At 55.1% G+C, this 16,259-nt stretch carries 30 protein-coding genes; 13 read left to right on the forward strand and 17 right to left on the reverse strand.

Annotated features, from left to right (window positions below; translation table 11 throughout):
- Nucleotide 1: 1 nt before the first annotated feature.
- The 5 genes from AGR2A_RS07310 to hemB form a co-directional block, all read right to left on the reverse strand.
- Nucleotides 2–391, reverse strand: coding sequence for a type II toxin-antitoxin system death-on-curing family toxin (locus AGR2A_RS07310; protein WP_022555976.1), 390 nt, complete (start codon nt 389–391; stop codon nt 2–4).
- The gene (locus AGR2A_RS07315; RefSeq protein WP_022555977.1) at nt 388–609 is read right to left on the reverse strand and encodes an AbrB/MazE/SpoVT family DNA-binding domain-containing protein; all 222 of its coding nucleotides are present in this window, start codon (nt 607–609) and stop codon (nt 388–390) included. The genes AGR2A_RS07310 and AGR2A_RS07315 overlap by 4 nt, the downstream gene beginning before the upstream one ends.
- 74 nt (nt 610–683) lie before the next feature.
- The gene (locus AGR2A_RS07320; protein ID WP_035207710.1) at nt 684–1,442 is read right to left on the reverse strand and encodes an arginyltransferase; all 759 of its coding nucleotides are present in this window, start codon (nt 1,440–1,442) and stop codon (nt 684–686) included.
- 176 nt (nt 1,443–1,618) lie between these two features.
- Nucleotides 1,619–2,077 (reverse strand): RDD family protein, encoded by a 459-nt coding sequence (locus tag AGR2A_RS07325; RefSeq protein ID WP_004441165.1) that lies wholly within the window; start codon nt 2,075–2,077, stop codon nt 1,619–1,621.
- A 95-nt stretch (nt 2,078–2,172) separates the two neighbouring features.
- Entirely contained in the window at nt 2,173–3,186 is a 1,014-nt protein-coding gene (hemB, locus tag AGR2A_RS07330; protein ID WP_006700199.1) for a porphobilinogen synthase, read from the reverse strand.
- Nucleotides 3,187–3,360: 174 nt separating this feature from the next.
- On the opposite strand from hemB, the gene AGR2A_RS07335 reads away from it, so the two are divergent.
- Together AGR2A_RS07335 and ldtR are read left to right on the forward strand one after the other, a co-directional pair.
- A complete protein-coding gene (locus AGR2A_RS07335) occupies nt 3,361–3,798 on the forward strand; it encodes a DUF6163 family protein (RefSeq protein ID WP_006700200.1) in 438 nt (145 codons plus the stop codon).
- Nucleotides 3,799–4,032: 234 nt separating this feature from the next.
- A complete protein-coding gene (gene ldtR / locus AGR2A_RS07340; protein ID WP_026363448.1) occupies nt 4,033–4,542 on the forward strand; it encodes a transcriptional regulator LdtR in 510 nt (169 codons plus the stop codon).
- Nucleotides 4,543–4,726: 184 nt separating this feature from the next.
- Here the strand turns inward: ldtR and AGR2A_RS30005 are convergent, their stop codons facing one another.
- The 3 genes from AGR2A_RS30005 to AGR2A_RS07360 all read right to left on the reverse strand — a co-directional run bounded on the left by AGR2A_RS30005 (nt 4,727) and on the right by AGR2A_RS07360 (nt 6,276).
- On the reverse strand, nt 4,727–4,855 hold the full coding sequence (locus tag AGR2A_RS30005; protein WP_272939353.1) for a hypothetical protein: 129 nt from the start codon (nt 4,853–4,855) through the stop codon (nt 4,727–4,729).
- A 424-nt stretch (nt 4,856–5,279) separates the two neighbouring features.
- Nucleotides 5,280–5,789: a hypothetical protein gene (locus AGR2A_RS07350; protein ID WP_139786341.1), complete on the reverse strand. Its 510-nt coding sequence runs from the start codon at nt 5,787–5,789 to the stop codon at nt 5,280–5,282.
- A gap of 196 nt (nt 5,790–5,985) precedes the next feature.
- Nucleotides 5,986–6,276 (reverse strand): hypothetical protein, encoded by a 291-nt coding sequence (locus AGR2A_RS07360; RefSeq protein ID WP_107327102.1) that lies wholly within the window; start codon nt 6,274–6,276, stop codon nt 5,986–5,988.
- 193 nt (nt 6,277–6,469) lie between these two features.
- Between AGR2A_RS07360 and AGR2A_RS07365 the strand changes: the two genes are divergently transcribed.
- Nucleotides 6,470–6,766, forward strand: coding sequence for a hypothetical protein (locus AGR2A_RS07365; protein ID WP_080822521.1), 297 nt, complete (start codon nt 6,470–6,472; stop codon nt 6,764–6,766).
- 109 nt (nt 6,767–6,875) lie between these two features.
- Here AGR2A_RS07365 and AGR2A_RS29505 read toward each other — a convergent pair whose 3' ends face one another.
- From AGR2A_RS29505 to AGR2A_RS07385, 5 genes are all read right to left on the reverse strand, one after another.
- Nucleotides 6,876–7,016, reverse strand: a complete 141-nt coding sequence (locus AGR2A_RS29505) for a hypothetical protein (RefSeq protein ID WP_157952760.1) — start codon at nt 7,014–7,016, stop codon at nt 6,876–6,878.
- Between the two features lie 230 nt (nt 7,017–7,246).
- Nucleotides 7,247–7,504 (reverse strand): hypothetical protein, encoded by a 258-nt coding sequence (locus tag AGR2A_RS07370; RefSeq protein ID WP_080822523.1) that lies wholly within the window; start codon nt 7,502–7,504, stop codon nt 7,247–7,249.
- 72 nt (nt 7,505–7,576) lie between these two features.
- Complete coding sequence (locus AGR2A_RS07375; protein WP_080822525.1) at nt 7,577–7,834, reverse strand: hypothetical protein; 258 nt, start codon at nt 7,832–7,834, stop codon at nt 7,577–7,579.
- Entirely contained in the window at nt 7,831–8,118 is a 288-nt protein-coding gene (locus tag AGR2A_RS07380) for a hypothetical protein (RefSeq protein ID WP_139786342.1), read from the reverse strand. Before AGR2A_RS07380 ends, AGR2A_RS07375 begins: the two co-directional genes overlap by 4 nt.
- 421 nt (nt 8,119–8,539) lie before the next feature.
- On the reverse strand, nt 8,540–9,187 hold the full coding sequence (locus AGR2A_RS07385) for a hypothetical protein (protein WP_080822529.1): 648 nt from the start codon (nt 9,185–9,187) through the stop codon (nt 8,540–8,542).
- A gap of 478 nt (nt 9,188–9,665) precedes the next feature.
- Between AGR2A_RS07385 and AGR2A_RS07390 the strand changes: the two genes are divergently transcribed.
- Genes AGR2A_RS07390 through AGR2A_RS30015 form a run of 3 tightly spaced genes read left to right on the forward strand, consistent with a single transcriptional unit; the run spans nt 9,666 to nt 11,251 of the window.
- A complete protein-coding gene (locus AGR2A_RS07390) occupies nt 9,666–10,127 on the forward strand; it encodes an ASCH domain-containing protein (protein ID WP_139786343.1) in 462 nt (153 codons plus the stop codon).
- Nucleotides 10,120–10,953: a helix-turn-helix domain-containing protein gene (locus AGR2A_RS30010; protein ID WP_234825311.1), complete on the forward strand. Its 834-nt coding sequence runs from the start codon at nt 10,120–10,122 to the stop codon at nt 10,951–10,953. The genes AGR2A_RS07390 and AGR2A_RS30010 overlap by 8 nt, the downstream gene beginning before the upstream one ends.
- Nucleotides 10,916–11,251, forward strand: a complete 336-nt coding sequence (locus AGR2A_RS30015) for a hypothetical protein (RefSeq protein WP_234825312.1) — start codon at nt 10,916–10,918, stop codon at nt 11,249–11,251. The genes AGR2A_RS30010 and AGR2A_RS30015 overlap by 38 nt, the downstream gene beginning before the upstream one ends.
- On the opposite strand, the gene AGR2A_RS07400 is transcribed toward AGR2A_RS30015, so the two are convergent.
- On the reverse strand, nt 11,248–11,868 hold the full coding sequence (locus AGR2A_RS07400; protein WP_139786344.1) for a hypothetical protein: 621 nt from the start codon (nt 11,866–11,868) through the stop codon (nt 11,248–11,250). The two genes, AGR2A_RS30015 and AGR2A_RS07400, sit on opposite strands and share 4 nt — an antisense overlap.
- Before the next feature lie 100 nt (nt 11,869–11,968).
- On the opposite strand from AGR2A_RS07400, the gene AGR2A_RS07405 reads away from it, so the two are divergent.
- Both AGR2A_RS07405 and AGR2A_RS07410 read left to right on the forward strand, forming a co-directional pair.
- A complete protein-coding gene (locus AGR2A_RS07405) occupies nt 11,969–12,292 on the forward strand; it encodes a hypothetical protein (protein ID WP_080822535.1) in 324 nt (107 codons plus the stop codon).
- A complete protein-coding gene (locus tag AGR2A_RS07410; protein WP_080822539.1) occupies nt 12,289–13,224 on the forward strand; it encodes a DUF4238 domain-containing protein in 936 nt (311 codons plus the stop codon). The genes AGR2A_RS07405 and AGR2A_RS07410 overlap by 4 nt, the downstream gene beginning before the upstream one ends.
- A 272-nt stretch (nt 13,225–13,496) precedes the next feature.
- Here AGR2A_RS07410 and AGR2A_RS29510 read toward each other — a convergent pair whose 3' ends face one another.
- The 3 genes from AGR2A_RS29510 to AGR2A_RS07425 are packed head-to-tail and all read right to left on the reverse strand — an operon-like array spanning nt 13,497 to nt 14,712.
- Nucleotides 13,497–13,799 carry a helix-turn-helix domain-containing protein gene (locus AGR2A_RS29510; protein WP_167378166.1) on the reverse strand — a complete coding sequence of 101 codons (303 nt, stop codon included), beginning with the start codon at nt 13,797–13,799 and terminating at the stop codon, nt 13,497–13,499.
- On the reverse strand, nt 13,796–13,999 hold the full coding sequence (locus AGR2A_RS07420; RefSeq protein ID WP_080822550.1) for a hypothetical protein: 204 nt from the start codon (nt 13,997–13,999) through the stop codon (nt 13,796–13,798). The genes AGR2A_RS29510 and AGR2A_RS07420 overlap by 4 nt, the downstream gene beginning before the upstream one ends.
- Entirely contained in the window at nt 13,999–14,712 is a 714-nt protein-coding gene (locus AGR2A_RS07425; protein ID WP_080822552.1) for an ERF family protein, read from the reverse strand. Before AGR2A_RS07425 ends, AGR2A_RS07420 begins: the two co-directional genes overlap by 1 nt.
- Before the next feature lie 26 nt (nt 14,713–14,738).
- On the opposite strand from AGR2A_RS07425, the gene AGR2A_RS30020 reads away from it, so the two are divergent.
- The 5 genes from AGR2A_RS30020 to AGR2A_RS07445 are packed head-to-tail and all read left to right on the forward strand — an operon-like array spanning nt 14,739 to nt 16,165.
- Nucleotides 14,739–14,864, forward strand: a complete 126-nt coding sequence (locus AGR2A_RS30020; RefSeq protein ID WP_272939354.1) for a hypothetical protein — start codon at nt 14,739–14,741, stop codon at nt 14,862–14,864.
- 24 nt (nt 14,865–14,888) lie between these two features.
- A complete protein-coding gene (locus tag AGR2A_RS07430; protein WP_080822554.1) occupies nt 14,889–15,290 on the forward strand; it encodes a hypothetical protein in 402 nt (133 codons plus the stop codon).
- Entirely contained in the window at nt 15,290–15,574 is a 285-nt protein-coding gene (locus AGR2A_RS07435) for a hypothetical protein (protein ID WP_080822557.1), read from the forward strand. Before AGR2A_RS07430 ends, AGR2A_RS07435 begins: the two co-directional genes overlap by 1 nt.
- On the forward strand, nt 15,575–15,904 hold the full coding sequence (locus AGR2A_RS07440; protein ID WP_080822559.1) for a hypothetical protein: 330 nt from the start codon (nt 15,575–15,577) through the stop codon (nt 15,902–15,904).
- A gap of 18 nt (nt 15,905–15,922) precedes the next feature.
- Entirely contained in the window at nt 15,923–16,165 is a 243-nt protein-coding gene (locus tag AGR2A_RS07445; RefSeq protein WP_080822561.1) for a hypothetical protein, read from the forward strand.
- Nucleotides 16,166–16,259: the final 94 nt, after the last annotated feature.

Genomic DNA, 16,259 nt, shown 5'->3' on the forward strand with positions numbered 1-16,259 from the left:
GTTACGGGTATGGAACGATATGATCTTTGAGGAACCGGCTCACGCCATCCTCATCGATCTCTCCAGAAGCGACGGCCATAACGAATTGGTAGAGATGTGCTTCTTCCGTTTGGATCATGAAGCCGTTTTCCATCAGGAAAACACCGGCGGTCACGATAGCGATCCGCTTATTGCCATCCAGAAACGCATGATTTCTCGCCAGTCCAAAAAGATAGGCCGCCGCGAGATCGCAGACGTGGTTGCTGCCATGGCCAGCTTTGTTGATGGGTCGGTTTAAGGCTGAATCCAGCATGCCCTCATCACGCAGTCCATGAATGCCCCCGAAATTGTCGATTTGCATTTTGTGGAGCTGCTTGACGGTCTTGACGTCTAGGAAAATAAACTCTGTCATTCAGCAAGTTTCTTCAAGGCTACCTTGTATTTATCCATGAAGATACGTGCATGTTCTAGTTGACGTGCGAAGGCTTCGTCTGCAACGCGCACACGCAGTTCACCGTTGCTTTCGTTAAGATCAAGCGTGTCGCCTGCCTTAACGCCCATGCGTTCCAGAACTTCCTTGGGGATAATGATGCCTTCGGAATTACCAATTCTGCGGACCGTCACGTTCATAGCTAGAGACTCCATGTTATAACGGCGTTATAACATTGCTTAGTCTCTGTCGCAACGGAGTTGCAATACTTCGATCAAACTGGATCCGGCGTATAAACCTCCCACCCGCGCGGCGTCAGATGCTCCTGCGGGTGGTAGCGGGTCTTATAGCCCATCTTTTCAGAGCCATCGACCCAATAGCCGAGATAGACGTGTGGCAGGCCGAGCGCGTGGGTGCGGGTGATATGATCGATGATCATGTAGGTGCCAAGCGAGCGCTTCTCGAGTTCCGGATTGAAGAAGGAATAGACCATCGACAGGCCGTCGCTCATCACGTCGCTGAGCGCCACGGCCAGAAGCTCGCCGCGTTTGCTGGAATCGATGCCGGAGCCGGGCTCGCGGACGCGGTATTCGATGATGCGGGTGTTCACATGTGTGTCTTCCACCATGATCGCATAATCCAGCGCCGACATGTCGGACATGCCGCCAGACTGGTGGCGGTGGTCGAGGTAGCGGCGAAACAGGGCAAACTGTTCGGTGGAAGGCTCGGCCGCATGCACCGTGGCGACGACATCCTTGTTGGCGGCAAGAACGCGTCGCATCGATTTCGTCGGTTGAAACTGCTCGGTCAGGATCCGCACGGAAACACAGGCGCGGCAGTTTTCGCAGGCCGGACGATAAGCGATGTTCTGCGAGCGCCTGAAACCGCCCTGGGTCAGAAGGTCGTTCATTTCCGAGGCGCGCGGGCCAACCAGATGGGTGAAGACCTTCCGCTCCATCTGGTTCGGCAGATAGGGGCAGGTGGCCGGCGCCGTAAGATAGAATTGTGGAGAGGGCGTCGCCTGCGTGTTCATCGAACCGTGATCGCCTCCTGCGTCTGTTATAAAGCGCGCCGCGATTTCACGGGGCTGACGGCGGCGCTTCAAGCGACATGCATAATGTCACAGAATGGCAAAATGACGGAAAACGTCAACTGCGGGATGAGGTATTTGGCGGCGTGAAAGCCACGTTTCCGTGGCATTCCGTAATATTAGCGTGTTCTGACGATGACGGTGCCGAGCAGGAAGTCGTGAACAAGGCGCGAGCGCTCCGTAAACAGGCCGGCAAGCAGGATCAGCGGCGTCAAAACCGAGTTGATGACCCAGAAAAGCACGATGTGAACGGTGGACAGCAGGAAATCGATTCGCCGCCCGTCCATGCGCGCCATCGCAATCCCCATCGCCCGCATACCGGGGGTGGCCTGCGACGGGCCTCCGAGCGTCATGCCAAAATAGAGTACCGCAACGATAATGAAGAGCGAAGGCAGGAGAATGAAGCCGAGACCCAGCGTGATAATGCCGAGGAAGATGACAATCACGGCGGCCGGGATGCACAGGAGGAGAACGATTGCGTAATCGATCAGGAACGCAAAGACCCGCCGGCTCAGGACGCCGCTATAGGCGCGCCAGTCATCCGGTGCGGCATAGGTGGGGTTCTGGTCGAGGCTCATCGGTCGTTTTCTCCTGAAAGAACTGACAGCTCGGCATGAGTGCCGTGTCAGCAACAATATGGGTAAGGAACCACCGAATACAATAAGCGCTGGCCTTAGCCCCTGTTGAGTTTGCGTGCGGCTTCGATGGCGAAATAAGTCAGAATGCCGTCGCAACCTGCACGCTTGAAACAGAGAAGCGTTTCCATCATCACCCGCTCGCCGTCGATCCAGCCGTTCATCGCCGCAGCCTTGATCTGGGTATATTCGCCGGAGACCTGATAGGCAAAGGTCGGCAGGCCGAAATTCTCCTTCAGCCGCCAGCAGATGTCGAGATAGGGCAGGCCGGGCTTGACCATCAGCATGTCCGCGCCTTCTTCCACATCGAGCGCCGCGTCGCGGATGGCCTCCATGCCGTTGGCAGGGCTGATGTAATAGCTTGCCTTGTCGCCCTTCAGCAGGCCGGCGGTGGAAATCGCCTCGCGATAGGGGCCGTAATAGCCGGATGAGAACTTTGTCGCGTAGGCCATGATCCCGACATTCTGGTGCCCGGCCGCATCAAGGCCGCGGCGGATGGCGCCGATACGGCCGTCCATCATCTCAGAAGGAGAAATAATGTCCGATCCGGCTTCCGCCTGCAGGATCGCCGCCTTGACGACCTGTTCCACGGTCTCGTCGTTGACGATCTCGTTGCCGCGCAGAATGCCGTCATGCCCGTGGCTGGTGAATGGGTCGAGCGCCACGTCGGTGATCATGCCAATATTGGGAACGGCTTTCTTGACGGCGGCTGTCGCCTGATTGATGAGGTTATTGGCCTCAAGCGCGTTCGAGCCGGTCTCGTCCCGCAATTCCATCTCGACATTCGGGAAGGTGGCGATTGCCGGAATGCCGAGATCGGCGGCTTCCTTCGCCGCTTCGACCAGTCTGTCGACGCTCATGCGGTTGACGCCAGGCATCGCCGGAATGGGCTCCAGAATATTGCTGCCCGGCACGATGAAGACCGGCCAGATCAGGTCGTCCACAGTGAGGCGGCTTTCCTGTACCAGACGGCGCGTCCAATCCGCCTTGCGATTGCGACGCATGCGGCGATGGCCGGTGATCTCGTCGACCAGGTGGGTTTTGTCCTGCATGTCAGAATGTCCTTCGATCAAATTTGGAAGGCTGCATACCATGAAGCGCGGCGCATGCGAATGCGACAATCTTCCCTCATTGCCGTCCGGCAATGACGATGATGCTTTGACAAGGCAGGCGGCGGAATTCAATATGGGCTGGTCGCCCGTTCGTCGAGACCGTATCTTCCGGCCATGGAACCTGATTCTCAACCTTTGCCGAAGCGCCCGCTCACTGAAATCCTGTTTCTGGTCTTCATGAGGCTGGTCGCGGTTTCGTGTTTCTGGTTCGGGCTGCAATATTGGGCAATGCTGACGGGCTATTCTCTGGGCGGTCACGGCAGGTTCGATATGCTGAACCTGCCCTGGCGTGTGGCCGGCAGCGCGCTTGCCGTCATTTTCCCGGTCGCGGCGCTCGGCCTTTGGCTCGGCGCCTCCTGGGGCGCTGTCATGTGGGTGATGGGCGCGGGCACGCAGATCGCGATGTACAAGGTGTGGCCCCACATCTTCGGCGCCAACACGCTGGTGCCCGTCATGCACGGTCTCGTGGCAACCATTTATATACTATTCCTGGTCGCTTTCTGGCTGGATCAGCGCCAGAATGAAGAACGGGCAAGAATTGATTTACCATAAGAATAAAGCAATTCGGCCTGATTTGCGGCCGAATTTCATATTTAACCCATTGATTTATAACGATCGCCTGTCAGGCATTCCCGCTTCGCCACAAGTTGGGGCCTCCAGGCAAAATGCAGGTAACCATTTGTTAATCGTAGCTTTTAAGTAGAATTTTATGCGCATTGATTAGGTTCTCACTCAAGGCGGGAGACAAACAAACACACCGCCAAACAAAACAGTGAGGCAGTCATGATCAATAGCAAAGTTAAGCCCCAGGCCGTTGTTGCCGATGCACATGAAGATACCATCCGCTCGCTCTACATGGAGTCGCTGCATCTGGTGGAACGTCTCCACCGCCGTCTCCTCGATGTCATCAAGGATGAGTTCGACCGTCAGGGTCGCGATGACGTCAACGCCGTTCAGGCCCTGCTGCTGTTCAACATCGGCAATTCTGAACTGACCGCCGGCGAGCTTCGTTCGCGTGGTTATTATCTCGGCTCAAACGTTTCCTACAACGTCAAGAAGCTGGTCGACCTTGGTCTCATCAACCACCAGCGCTCTCGCGTCGATCGCCGCTCGGTTCGCATCAGCCTGACCGAAAAGGGCCAGGAAATCGCCGAAACGGTTGCCCGCCTTTATGAACGCCACGTCGGCTCGATCGAAAAGGTCGGCGGCATCGGCACCGGTGAGTTCTCCGAAATGAACAAGCTGCTGCAGCGCCTCGATCGCTTCTGGAACGATAGCATTGCATACAGATTGTGAAACACTAGTATGTTGTTAATGCTACAATATTAGAATGTCCTAAGTGGCGCGCAAGTGCACAAAGGGGCACCAAAACTCACCCGGTGGCGCATGTTTGCGCGCCACCTGCGCGCCAGCAGTTTGCCGACCTCCAATGGCAAAAAAAAGCGCACCACGGCTTTCCCTCCGTGATGCGCTTCTTGCGTTACGCCGGTCGGACCTCGATGCGTTTAGAGCCTTCACGCTCCATGTCGCGGGCTATGGCTCTCGCCACCTCGCGGTCGGAGTAAATCAGGCCAGTGGCCTTTCCATTCTCGTAGATTTCGTATGCCATCTCTTTTTCCTTTGGGCGGGATGCCCGCCGTCGGAAAAATATAAGATGATTTACACTTGTGCCCTCCGAGTACTTGAAAGCCCCACAAGCCGCTCCCAAATCGGAATCGTCAAACAAAGGAGGTTATTTTGGCCAACATTTTGATTGACCCGGCAAAGTCCCTCAAAGGGAGATAACCATCGCTCTCCGGGAATCGCACTTGGTAGGTGCGTTAGAGCTTCAGGGCGAAATCCTGATGGGTAGAACCGTAAAATCGGGGAAGGGGCGTCTGTTATTTCGGCGACAGGCAGGGAAGATGGTCTACCATACTCTTCCAGCCTCGGGATCGAACCATCGACCGGGTTCGTGATGTGAATAGGCGCGGACCACCTCTGGTGAGACCTACATCAAGGTGGTCCAATGCGTCCTAGCACTCCAGCTTCGGTTATGAGAGGGCTCGGCGCTCCAATTGTTCGATGTACCGCAATAACGCGTCAGCGTAGTCGATTGGTGCCGCTAATCTTTTTACCGCGTCCTGCAACTGCTTGACGGCTGTCCGACTGTTATCGTCAGGGTAGTGGTCACGAACATTGTCGCCGCGTACCACCTTGAGAGTGTTCAGCGCTTGGTCAATCTCATCATCCTCCAGGCGAGCAGTCGCATACCCAATTGCTGTCCGCAGCCGCTCCACGTCCGCCGCAAGCGCCGCCTCTGCGGAGCGGGGAACCATATCGTAGAGCGCATTCCACCGGTCAGACATGTGCTTTCGCTCCTCGCGAATGCCTTGTCGAATCATCGGCATCACCCGGCAGTTGTTGCTTTCATCCTCGTTTTCAAAGTTCGGACAATACAGAACGTCATGCTTATCACCGGGGTCTCGCATAAATTCAAATACTGGCTTTGTTTTGCACCACGGACAGGCAACGCAGCTTGGTGCAGGGTCTTGTTTACTCACTTCTCATTCTTTCATTATTCATTCTCTGCACCTGCTCCTCCAGGAACTCGGTGCGGTCTACAGCGCCCATGCGGTGACGCTTAGTATTCTCCTCCAGCCAAGCCAGCTTCTCATTCCGCGTCATTGCGGGAGGAGGGGGAGCCAGCGCCTTCCCCTCTAGTGTGAGTAGGTGGAAGAAGCTGGCGTCGTTCATGGCCTAAGCCTTCAAATAGCGGCTTGTGTCGGCGTCCCACTCGAAGCACTCGACAACCATCTGGTCATCTTCGGCGCATTCGACCACATCAAGCTCGTCGCCGTGGAAGGTGATGAGTTGTTGGATGGCGGCAACCGCGTCTTCTTGGCTAGAGAAAGGCTTGTTCAGAACGTCGATGATGGTGACGTTGCCAGCGCTTCCGGCTTTGTAGTCGGCAACAATAAAGCTGACCTCGGATACGGGGTAGTTGTTTGGATTACGCGGGTCGATGTTGGCTTGGTCTGGGCAGTACATGGTGGGTTTCTTTCCTTGGTGAAAGGATAGTGAGACATATACTTTAAGTTGTAAAGAAAAAAGAATAATAAAATATCCACAGTTGTACCGGGCAGGCACAAGCAAGAAGCACGCGCCCTCCATAGCTGGCGTGTTTCTTGCGCTCTCAGGATTCCATGATACCTATAAGCAACGATTCATAGGGAGCCGCCCAATGGCAAGCATCGACCTTTCCGGCCTTGGTCTGGAAGAACTGAACGACCTGATCGAGAAAGCCACCCGGCTCCGTGACCAAAAGGTAGAGGAGAAGCGCGCCGCGCTCCTGAAAGAGCTTTCCGCACTCGATGCTATCTCGTCCTCCAAGCCCGCTGCGAAACGCTCTTCACCACAGGTGACGCATCGTGGGCCGGATGGGGAAACGTGGATGGGTCGAGGTGCAGTGCCGAAGTGGGCTGAGAAGTACGGCGTTAAAGACCGCGCCGGAATGGATCGATTCAAGCTCAAAGCTTGACGGTGCCACCAGACACGCGGCTGGCGGCTAATAACTCGGGGTAGCCCCGGACTCTGCCCACTGCGCCCGCTTGGGCGGTGTGGGTGGGTGCCCAAAGGGCACGGGCGCATTAACCCGGTGACAGATACATACCTATCAAGACGAGCACGCTAATCACGATAAGCAGCCCCCATCCTTCAAGGGCACCTACCAGAATGGCTGCGGCCTGCACGAACAGGTAAACGGCCAACAGGCCAAGAATAAGCTCCATCATGAACCTCGTGGAATCAGAAAGCCCCAACTTGCTTCACTCATAAGGTGGGCAGAGGATGGGGCCTTAATCAGATGCACTATCCGGTCGTTACTCCGGCAAAAGCTGCCTCTACGGTCGGTGCGTACGACACCATCGCCCGCGCATATAAACTCTGCGCCACAGTGCGTCCGCAGAATCGCAATTGTCTGACTCGCCGTCAAGGGTATAAGACGACAGAGTTAAACCCTTTAAGGCTTCCACTCCTCCTTATTGTAAAAGGCCACAGTAAGCGGTCGATATTCCGCATAAACGCTTTCAAGCCTCACAAGGGTCAATTCTTGCTGGTATGTTGGAAACTCATCAGTTCTATGCTCCAAAACCACTTGCATCAAGTCGCGCTTTATAACGGGTGACGGGCTTTTCGACATAAGGTCACCTTCCGCTGTGATGAAGAACTCAAAGCCTCTGGGAAAATCTTTCCTGCTATCATAAAGCTCGATAATCATTGCCGCGCTCCGAGAAAAGAAGCCAGAAATACCCCTCAACCGAATCTCGGTAAAGGGGTATTAAAGGGGCGATCAGAACATCACCTCGCCTTGCATATAGAAGGCCATGAAGTTCTTCTGGTTAATGCCGTGTTCCCGCATCAACTTACCAAGGGCGTCCACCTGAGCATAGCTCGGAAACTCAACCGGGCCACGTTCAAGTATGACCTGTATGATGCCGTCGTCCTCGCAGAACGCCGCAAGCTGCTCCAGTGCCTTTCCTTCGTGGGTGATGAACACATCAAAGTTGCGCGGGTAGGGACGCCAGGAGTCGAACACCACGATAATCATGGGTATGTCCGGCTATACCAACCGTCCTCACTGTCCTGCATTTCATAGACCGTGGGACGAAAGGCATAATTGACCTCGTGACGGCACAGGCTCAGCATTTGACGGAGAGCGTCCTGCTGAGGCGGGAATGGCTGTTGATCTTCGTCAGCCTCCAGCATTACCGTCACTTCACCACCCATCGGCAGACCATCCGGGAGGGCAGGAGTAAAGATCCCCATGCGGGACAGGTAGTAGTCATACCTTTCCGGCTTCATGGCACCTTCTTTGTCGAGATAGAGAAACATTCGCATTTGTGGCTCCTTAAACGAAAAAGCCCCACAGCATTTGCGCTGCGGGGCAGGTTAGCCCGCCTCATCGGGAGGAACAGGGCGGGGATCTGGCCGCATTGATAACCCCCAACGCGGAAAGGGACAGGTATAGGCGTCTTTCCTGTTGCCTAGATCAGATCACGCTCCTTTCGATCCGCCTTGCATATAATACGAGGACGGCGGGGGCATTCGTCGCAGGCTCCGGGACCGGGAAAGCAAGTAAAATCCTTCGCGCGGTTCTTCGTAAGTGGGGGAGGTAGGTATGGAAGCTCGAACTGAGCTTCTAGATCATCGCGTATTGCTTCGCGGAAAAGGGTATTCATGATGCGTCTCCTCTAAAGGATTACATCGTGATTCTGCGCTTTAGGGAGCGTACAGTCAAAAGGTTTAGCGATGCTTAGTGGTTCGTAGTGTTTAGCGTCTTACCAAAGTTGGCTTTGGGTAATGCGTCTCGAACAATACGATAACAAGTAAATAGAAAGGAACACCCGAACAAGATCATGACCCCGGTGCCAAATAGGTAGGACGAGAAGCTTTCATCACCCTTGAACATCGATCCGTGGAGCGTGGTCAGCACGAATACCATCCCTATAGAGAGAATGATCACCATAATCGCGACTGGAAGGGAAGTCGCAGCTTGTGATAGTTCTTTTGCAACAGGTTCTTTAGCGCCTATCAAGATACCAGAGAACGCGAAATCCTTTGGCGATGCAGTGTGGAGAATCTCACACACGAAACCTTGGCGCGGCTCAATGTACTCGAAGGTAAGGGATTCAGAAGCTTCATCGCCATCGGTAAGGCTGACGTCCATCGCTTCGTGGGCAACTTGCGAGATCTGAGCGCGCAAGAAAAACTCACCTCCCGGAACGGAAACCACCAGCGGGAATTTTGGCGCGATGTCCCCGCGTCTAATTGTTTGGTTGCCGTCATTCCAAATGTAAAGGCGAGTCAGCGTTGCTCGCGTGATCGGGGCACCGCGATAGGTCACCTCTAAATCGCCAGAAAACGCGGTCTGGTTTCGACCGATGATGATGGAGTGTTGCATGTCATACGCCAGTCGGGACCTTGGGAGCGATATGTAAGTCCAGAGGGCAAGCCCTGCGGTTACCAAGAATCCAAGCAGTGCCGCGTAGTTAAAGCCCCAACTCGATGAAAACGTCTGCCAGTCCAAAGCACACCCCGCGAAGCCACCTTGTTTTATTTAGCATATTAGTTCGGCGTTGCGCCTGTGGATTGTTTTCTATTGCCGTAATCCACAACCTGAATCATCGTGACGGGCAAGGGGTGCGGACCCGAACCCGCATCCCGCCTAATTGACTGCCGTTCGGGAGGCAAAACAAAGAAAGTATCGGGATGTGGAACGATCCATCATTCTTAAAGCCCACGACGTTCGTGGCATCTTAGACGGCAGACAAACGCAGCTCCGCCGTATCATCAAACCTCAGCCATTCTGCAAAGAGGTGTTCCAGCGCCGCCTACGCTCCGGTCGCATGGCATGGACGCAAGGTGGCCACGGACCGGACATGGTCGTTGCAGTCGGCCATTTCGATTGTCCGTTCGGAGAAGTAGGCGACCGCCTGTGGGGGCGGGAGACTTGGAGTTGGATGCCGCAGCAGGGCACCTTTTCAATTCAAGACACGCAAACACTATTCCCTGGAGCGTTCATTTACCAGGCTGATGAGCGCGTGAACTTTCTTGGGGAATGGGACTGGTGTTCAAGCTCCCAAATGCCACGCTGGGCCTCCCGCATCCTGCTTGAAATCGTCAGCGTGCGGGTGGAGCGGTTGCAAGATATTTCAGAGAAGGATGCCCGTGCAGAAGGGTGCCCATACCCCGCAGAATGGGCCGGACGTTATATCGACCGAGACGAAACAGCCAAGACGTGGTTTGCCACTGAGTTAAATTGCGCAAACGGCCAAGGAAGCTGGGACGCCAACCCATGGGTATGGGCGGTCGAATTCAAGCGGGTAGCCGCTGATGAATAAGCTGACCAAGCAGAGGGCACCGTTCACTCAGGTGCCCAACAACCTCCTGACTGACGCGTGCATCAGTTTCAAAGCAAAGGGTCTCTATGCCCTCATGTACAGCAAGCCGGACGGCTGGACGTTCTACGAAGGCGCTCTGGCGAAGGAGAGCCGCGACGGCAAAGAAGCTGTTCGCTCTGGTCTCGATGAGCTGGTTAAGGCTGGCTGGCTCCGCCGCTCGGGTGGCCGGGAGGAGGGCACCAATCGCTTCACCGCCTACGATTACGAGCTGATGACTAGCCGTGACGTAGGAGCCGTAGCGGAAAACCCGTCACGGGAAACCCGCGACGGAAAACCCGCCACTAGTAATACTGACCAAAACAATACTGACGAAGATCCCTCTGTATCTCCCAAAACGAAAGCATCCTCCCGTGCAATGCCTGCAATCCGCCTTAGCCAGTTTCTCCAAGACACTGGAGGCCTCCCACCAGCCGAATGGGCAACCTATCCCCGCAACGAATACGGATGGGACGCTGCCCGCCTCAACGTCGTCTGGCGTGCCTTCTCCCGCTACTGGAACAGCGTTGATTGCCGCAAACCCCTCAAGAAAGACTGGCGTGGCACTTGGGAGAATTGGTGCGATAGAGAAGCCCAGAACGGCGGAGGAAGCCGCCAAGCTGGCGGAGCTGCTGGTGGGGGACTTGCTGCCGCCCTCGGTAGCTTTGTGGCTCGCGGCGGAGGAAACCAAAGCCCGGACGGGGATGGAGGTATTTCCTCGCGTTCCCAAGCCGGAGGCGACAGCGGAGTTGATGACCATCGTTTCGACGGCACTGAGATCCCTTTCTGAGCTTATGGAACCTGCTGGCAAGCGCCGGCCTGAACTCGGCGTAGAGATCGCGAAGCTGTTTGCCGCCTTCAACATCTACACTGGGGACACGGCCAAGTCCGTCGCCCAGGTTGAGGTGTGGGGCGAGCAACTGGGCGAATTCCCCCTGTACGCCATCCGCAAGGCTGCTAGATGGGCGATTCGGGGCGATTCGAAAATGCCGTCGCTGGCTGCGTTCATTACCAGCGTGCGGCAAGCGGCGGGTAGCCAGGTGATGGGCCGGAGGCTGTTGTTGCAGCAGTGGGTTTCGGCGGCTTAGTGCTTGGGCAGTGACTCGATCCAAGCCGCCAGCGCGGGTATCTTGCGAAATGTGGGCGCACGATATCCGAACTTCTTGTCCACTTTCTCGGCCCGTTCCATGATCGTGCGAGTTAGTTCGCCGATTAGTTCGTGGTTAGTCTCGATGATTTCAGCGGTGTCTTTCCAGATATCGTCGCTAAGTGTCTGTAGCTGCTTGTTGGCCTTTGTTTCATCGGAGGGCGGGGCACCAAAAGTCATGCCCCGCAGAACGCGCAGCAATTCCCGGATGCCTTTGTGGTCGTTTTGAGCGCCACCAATTTCAAGTTCTCTCGCAGCATATTGGTTGTTGACCTTTCCGTCTTCGCCTAGCGATTCCGCGAGCGCTCCTGCGAATAACGTACTGATGCGGCGCCGAAGGTAGCTGTCGAGCAGTTCAACGGATCGTAGGTCACAATCGGTCTCAATTTGAGCGCTTCCACGGTGCCCGTCCCCACGCAGCATTGTGATTTCAATAGGACCACTCTTGAACCCATGATACTGGCCCACAATCCAGTGACCCACCTCATGCCGAACCACTCTTACAGCACGTTCGACGGGGAATCCGCTTGCCATCAAATCAAGGTAGCTTGTTATCAATGCTCATCTCCTCCGCTCAGCGCGAGATAAGATGGAAATACGCTTTGTACAAGGTCCAGAGAGTATTGACTAAAAGAACAAAAAGTGAACAAAGAGGAGGATGAACAGACGCAAAGGTGAACTCACCGCCAGCGCCATTGATCGCGGCTGGCCCCATCAAATCGCCCTCCGGGAATCCCTCTCTTCGCGAAAGCGGTGGGCGGAAATGGCCGAGTTCTGTCACAAGAACCGCCTGATGCGGTGCGACAGAGGGCATTCGGTCTTCTTTGAAGATGAGCATTACAACATTCACTGTTTTGCCACGAAGCAGGGGGCTGAAGCTTTCCTCGAAAAATACGGTGGAGAATGGTTCGATCCACGCGAACGGGGTAAAGGCGTCAACTGGAATAAATGGTATAAAGGGAGCGCTGGGAGGCGCCCTTGAAACACCATTACATTCCGCAGTTCTACCTTGAGCCATGGGTAAATCGGGAAACCGATAACAAGCTGACTGAATTTAGGCGGCTAAAGTACCCGCACGAGCAGATCCCAAGGCTTGAAATCAAGCGGCGCGGGAAGATGGAAACCGGCTTCGTGGAGAACCTCTACCGTGTGCCCGGTGCAACCAAAGCGACCCAACAAAACGTTGAGCGCATCTTTATGGGCGCCGTTGACAAGCACGCTGCGACCGCGCGGGACATGATGCTGGCCGGGAATATCCCCACGGAGCCGCACATTCGCCATGCCTGGGCGCGCTTCCTACTCTCCCTCGTCATGCGGACGCCGGAGGCGGTGAAAGCCTTCAAATACAAGGTGCGGTCGGATTTCCTCTCCCCGGACCCTGAGTTCCAAGGAAAATACGAAGAGCTGAAGAAAGACGGCTGGCCGCCGACGCTTGAAGAATACATGCTTCAGCGCAGTCCAACACTACCGGAGAGGCAGGCCGTCATCATGATTACCAAGCTTATCCAGAACCAGAATGTGTTGAAGTTAATGAGCGGCGCCGACTGGTGGTTACTCGACACATCCACGAGGCCGAACAGGAAAATTCTCACCTCCGACCATCCGCTGATCATGAGCAACGGTCTTGGTCGGCCTGATGGCCATTTTGCCCTGCCACTCAGTCCTCGGCTCGTTTTCGTGGCTTTTATGAATCACGGAATAGGGCGAGGACTCCAGCGAATACCGCTCAGCCGCCTGATGCGCGACATAAATGACGCCGTGATCGGGCAGGGCAGGCGCTCTGTCTACGCCTTTGATGAGGACGAAACCCGCACGGTGAAGCGGCGGATGGGCAAACGAGACTATATGTCTCCGCTCCCGCGCAACATGCTTACGCTTGACGATCAGAAGGAACTCGTCAAAATCCTTGGGTGAAATCCTCTAAAGCCCACTTCGAACGCGTCGCCGCTTTGGCGTGTGCGGTCGCGGAGGATTGGGGGCATGAGTGCGGTGGCCGCATAACCTGCCATCATCCCATTGGAATTGAGTGGCGCGGTATGGGGCAGAAGGCTCCCGACGATTGCGTCATTCCGCTGTGCGACAATCACCACCAACACTCCCGAAACGCCATTCACATGATGGGCAAGAAACCGTGGGAGAAAAAATATGGCTCCCAGCGGGAGTTGTTGGAAGCCACGCGGGAGAAGCTAGGCGCGTCCGGTTTGAAAGTACCTGGCTCGACCTAAGTAAATCTCTGACTTCTTATTTGGTAAGGCAGGCGCATCCAGTTTGGGCGCTATTTCGTCCACACTGCATCGTAAGACTTCGCAGATACGGACAACTGTTTTCGGACTAGGTTTCTTGCCGTTCAAGAACCAATCCTGCACACGGTAATTAGCCACACCAATGTCTCGCGAAAACCCGTAAAGACTATTGTATTTTTCATCAATCAGACGGGCCAACGCCCGACGCTCAAATCGGCGTTTGAACAGTGTGTATGTGTCGCTCATCGCACAACGACTCCCAGTTTTGTAAATCGTTCGCGTAAATCCGGGAAAAGGCTGCAAGCGTAAGAAACCTTGCGCCAGTTGAAATACTTTTCTCCGGCGTGGGCGGTCGCCATCCATAGCTGCCGATCATTTAGCGACATTGGGGCCAAGGTCTGCAAAGCAGTCTCGGCCCATTCGCGGATCTGAGCGGATTTGTCCATTATTCGTCCTGCGCTGCACGGGACAGGTTGAGGAACTTGCGGTCAAACAGAACCTTGTAGACCGTGCTCCAGAAGCGGTCGGACAATAAACCCGCCTCGAAATGCTTTTGCTTGATGTTGTTCAGTTCATCGATGTTCGCGGCAGACGAAAGCTCACGCAAAAGCTTCTCCAGCGTGTAGGAGCTAGAATCCGCATTGTCGTCCTCAGTCACCATGCCAAACAGGCAAAGGAGCGAATAGCGGCGTCCATAGGTCATGGCCGCACCATATGCCTGCGGGTCGTTCTGACGCTGCATGGGGATAGTGATTGTGCTGACGATTTCTTCGCTGGTTGGTGCGTGCCGCAGAATGGTTTCCAGCGTGCAGCTTCCTGACGGGCTTGCGACGGGCCGTTGAATAATTGCCAGCTTATGTTCGACTAGGTGCGGTTGAAGTGCTGCCATGACCCCTTGAAGGTTGGCGAAAGCGCCGTGGTGGCTTTTGGCGTTGGCACGGAGTGGTTCGAGTTTCGCCTGAATGGCAATCAGGGCCTCTGTGACGTTGGCGGTTCCATTAGTGAACGCCTCTGCTGTCTTGCTCACATAGTATTCTTTCCTTGGTTTATTGGGGTGTGCGCCCGGCACGAAAGTATATTGCGCCGGGTTGATGTATTGTTCAACTAAAAAAAGAATAAAGAAAGATTTACAACTTAAAATATACGTGTGAGGATTCATCCATAACCAAGGAAAGCCTCACGACTATGTACGACATCAACCAACCCATCTTCACTTATGCCGGAGCGTTGCGCCCAGCGACGAAGAAGAACCGCACCGGCATCATTCTGGCTGTGTGCGCTGGCCTGCTGCTTGCGGCGCTGGCCATCTAATCAACCCCAAGAGAAAGAGAGGACATGAATGAAGCACAAGCCCTGACGTTAGAAGCAGGGAAGTTTTACCGGACGCGTGATGGGAGGAAGGCGTTTGTATCGGGGATTAACCCATTCCCAGACGGAAGCCATATACGCGCCATCGGAGTAGTCGTTGATGAGGGCGTTCAGGGTTGGGATTTGAATGGCGCCTTTACTTTAGAACTCGAACACCGTCTTGACCTCGTAGCAGAATGGGTCGAGCCGAAGCGGATCAAGGGGTGGGTAGCGATTTGGGCAAAAGGCGGTGATCACTCTTTGGTCGCTTGTTGTTCACATATCTACAAGACGCTTGAGGCCGCTAAAGCTGATAATTTTAGCAATGTCGCATGTTATGCTGAAATCGACGTTCTCGAAGGCCACGGCCTGAACGGGGAGCTGGCGTGATGACTACCACACACACTCCGACGCCTTGGTTTCTGAACGAAGCTCAGGATTTCGTAAAAGGAGATGGAAGACATATTGCGGTTCTTTTTGATGGAACACCAACGTCTCCAACAGTTAAAGAGCGCAAGTCTAACGCTGCGTTCATCGTCCGTGCCTGCAACGCGCATGATGAATTGCTTGCTGCGCTAAAGGCCGCGCGTGATTTCCATGACTGGAATGAAAGCAGTGTATCTGCAACTGCGCGTCAGGTCGTTGTCGCCATTGCTAAGGCTGAGGGCAAGTAGATGAAACTCAAATCCCTCCTGAGCATCTTCTTCCATAAGCCCCAGCGCTGCCCCAAAGACTACGCGGCAGGCGAGGCGGAATCCCAACAGCGGGTGCGCTCCTTCTCTGCCAACAGCCAATGCGGCGTCATCCTGGACATGCTGAAAAAGGGTAAGCGCGTCACAGCTCTGTCAGCCATGGGAGCCGATCGCCGACTCCGCGAAGTGCGCAAGCACCTCCGCCAGCAAGGCGTCACGGTGAAGTGCCGCACCTTTAAGTCCAAGAGCGGGGGGCTGGTCAAAGAGTTCTGGCTCGACCCGGAAGACCTGCGCGGCGACTGGCTGAAATAATCAACGAAAGACCAAGACTTGAAATTCCAAACTATCAAATGCACCAGCGCCGAAGATGTGGCGGCACACGTCCGCGCTATGGTGGAGAAGAACGGGAAGGGCGGCACGACCGCGACCGCTAATGAGATGGGCGTCCGCTACCAGGCTGTGTCCCAGCTTGTGAATGGCCGGGAGCTGCCAAACCCGCAGATCCTCGACCACCTCGGCCTCGAAAAGCGCATCGTCTATGTGCGCAAAGACAAATTTATGGAGGGGAAGTAAATGGATAAGCAACCGCTCCTCATCGCCAACACCCCGCGCCTCGCCGTGTGCTGCTGGGTTCTTGACTTAGCCTGGTCACTCTACCGCTCCCATA

The organism is Agrobacterium genomosp. 2 str. CFBP 5494, from assembly GCF_900013495.1.
GTDB classification, from domain to species: Bacteria; Pseudomonadota; Alphaproteobacteria; order Rhizobiales; family Rhizobiaceae; genus Agrobacterium; species Agrobacterium pusense.

What these genes read in the sequence shown, in the direction of transcription:
- AGR2A_RS29505 (WP_157952760.1), bottom strand. Translation starts at nt 7,016, where the DNA reads ATGGAGCTTATTCTTGGCCTGTTGGCCGTTTACCTGTTCGTGCAGGCC.
- AGR2A_RS07335 (WP_006700200.1), top strand. Translation starts at nt 3,361, where the DNA reads ATGGAACCTGATTCTCAACCTTTGCCGAAGCGCCCGCTCACTGAAATC.
- AGR2A_RS07435 (WP_080822557.1), top strand. Translation starts at nt 15,290, where the DNA reads ATGACTACCACACACACTCCGACGCCTTGGTTTCTGAACGAAGCTCAG.
- AGR2A_RS07360 (WP_107327102.1), bottom strand. Translation starts at nt 6,276, where the DNA reads ATGTACTGCCCAGACCAAGCCAACATCGACCCGCGTAATCCAAACAAC.
- AGR2A_RS07380 (WP_139786342.1), bottom strand. Translation starts at nt 8,118, where the DNA reads ATGTTTCTCTATCTCGACAAAGAAGGTGCCATGAAGCCGGAAAGGTAT.
- AGR2A_RS30020 (WP_272939354.1), top strand. Translation starts at nt 14,739, where the DNA reads ATGTACGACATCAACCAACCCATCTTCACTTATGCCGGAGCGTTGCGC.
- AGR2A_RS30005 (WP_272939353.1), bottom strand. Translation starts at nt 4,855, where the DNA reads ATGGCATACGAAATCTACGAGAATGGAAAGGCCACTGGCCTGATTTAC.
- AGR2A_RS30015 (WP_234825312.1), top strand. Translation starts at nt 10,916, where the DNA reads ATGACCATCGTTTCGACGGCACTGAGATCCCTTTCTGAGCTTATGGAA.
- AGR2A_RS07315 (WP_022555977.1), bottom strand. Translation starts at nt 609, where the DNA reads ATGAACGTGACGGTCCGCAGAATTGGTAATTCCGAAGGCATCATTATC.
- hemB (WP_006700199.1), bottom strand. Translation starts at nt 3,186, where the DNA reads ATGCAGGACAAAACCCACCTGGTCGACGAGATCACCGGCCATCGCCGC.
- AGR2A_RS29510 (WP_167378166.1), bottom strand. Translation starts at nt 13,799, where the DNA reads ATGAGCGACACATACACACTGTTCAAACGCCGATTTGAGCGTCGGGCG.
- AGR2A_RS07430 (WP_080822554.1), top strand. Translation starts at nt 14,889, where the DNA reads ATGAATGAAGCACAAGCCCTGACGTTAGAAGCAGGGAAGTTTTACCGG.
- AGR2A_RS07375 (WP_080822525.1), bottom strand. Translation starts at nt 7,834, where the DNA reads ATGATTATCGTGGTGTTCGACTCCTGGCGTCCCTACCCGCGCAACTTT.
- AGR2A_RS07425 (WP_080822552.1), bottom strand. Translation starts at nt 14,712, where the DNA reads ATGAATCCTCACACGTATATTTTAAGTTGTAAATCTTTCTTTATTCTT.
- AGR2A_RS07440 (WP_080822559.1), top strand. Translation starts at nt 15,575, where the DNA reads ATGAAACTCAAATCCCTCCTGAGCATCTTCTTCCATAAGCCCCAGCGC.
- AGR2A_RS07370 (WP_080822523.1), bottom strand. Translation starts at nt 7,504, where the DNA reads ATGATTATCGAGCTTTATGATAGCAGGAAAGATTTTCCCAGAGGCTTT.
- AGR2A_RS07385 (WP_080822529.1), bottom strand. Translation starts at nt 9,187, where the DNA reads ATGCAACACTCCATCATCATCGGTCGAAACCAGACCGCGTTTTCTGGC.
- AGR2A_RS07405 (WP_080822535.1), top strand. Translation starts at nt 11,969, where the DNA reads ATGAACAGACGCAAAGGTGAACTCACCGCCAGCGCCATTGATCGCGGC.
- AGR2A_RS07310 (WP_022555976.1), bottom strand. Translation starts at nt 391, where the DNA reads ATGACAGAGTTTATTTTCCTAGACGTCAAGACCGTCAAGCAGCTCCAC.
- AGR2A_RS07365 (WP_080822521.1), top strand. Translation starts at nt 6,470, where the DNA reads ATGGCAAGCATCGACCTTTCCGGCCTTGGTCTGGAAGAACTGAACGAC.
- AGR2A_RS07420 (WP_080822550.1), bottom strand. Translation starts at nt 13,999, where the DNA reads ATGGACAAATCCGCTCAGATCCGCGAATGGGCCGAGACTGCTTTGCAG.
- AGR2A_RS07390 (WP_139786343.1), top strand. Translation starts at nt 9,666, where the DNA reads ATGGTCGTTGCAGTCGGCCATTTCGATTGTCCGTTCGGAGAAGTAGGC.
- AGR2A_RS30010 (WP_234825311.1), top strand. Translation starts at nt 10,120, where the DNA reads ATGAATAAGCTGACCAAGCAGAGGGCACCGTTCACTCAGGTGCCCAAC.
- AGR2A_RS07325 (WP_004441165.1), bottom strand. Translation starts at nt 2,077, where the DNA reads ATGAGCCTCGACCAGAACCCCACCTATGCCGCACCGGATGACTGGCGC.
- AGR2A_RS07320 (WP_035207710.1), bottom strand. Translation starts at nt 1,442, where the DNA reads ATGAACACGCAGGCGACGCCCTCTCCACAATTCTATCTTACGGCGCCG.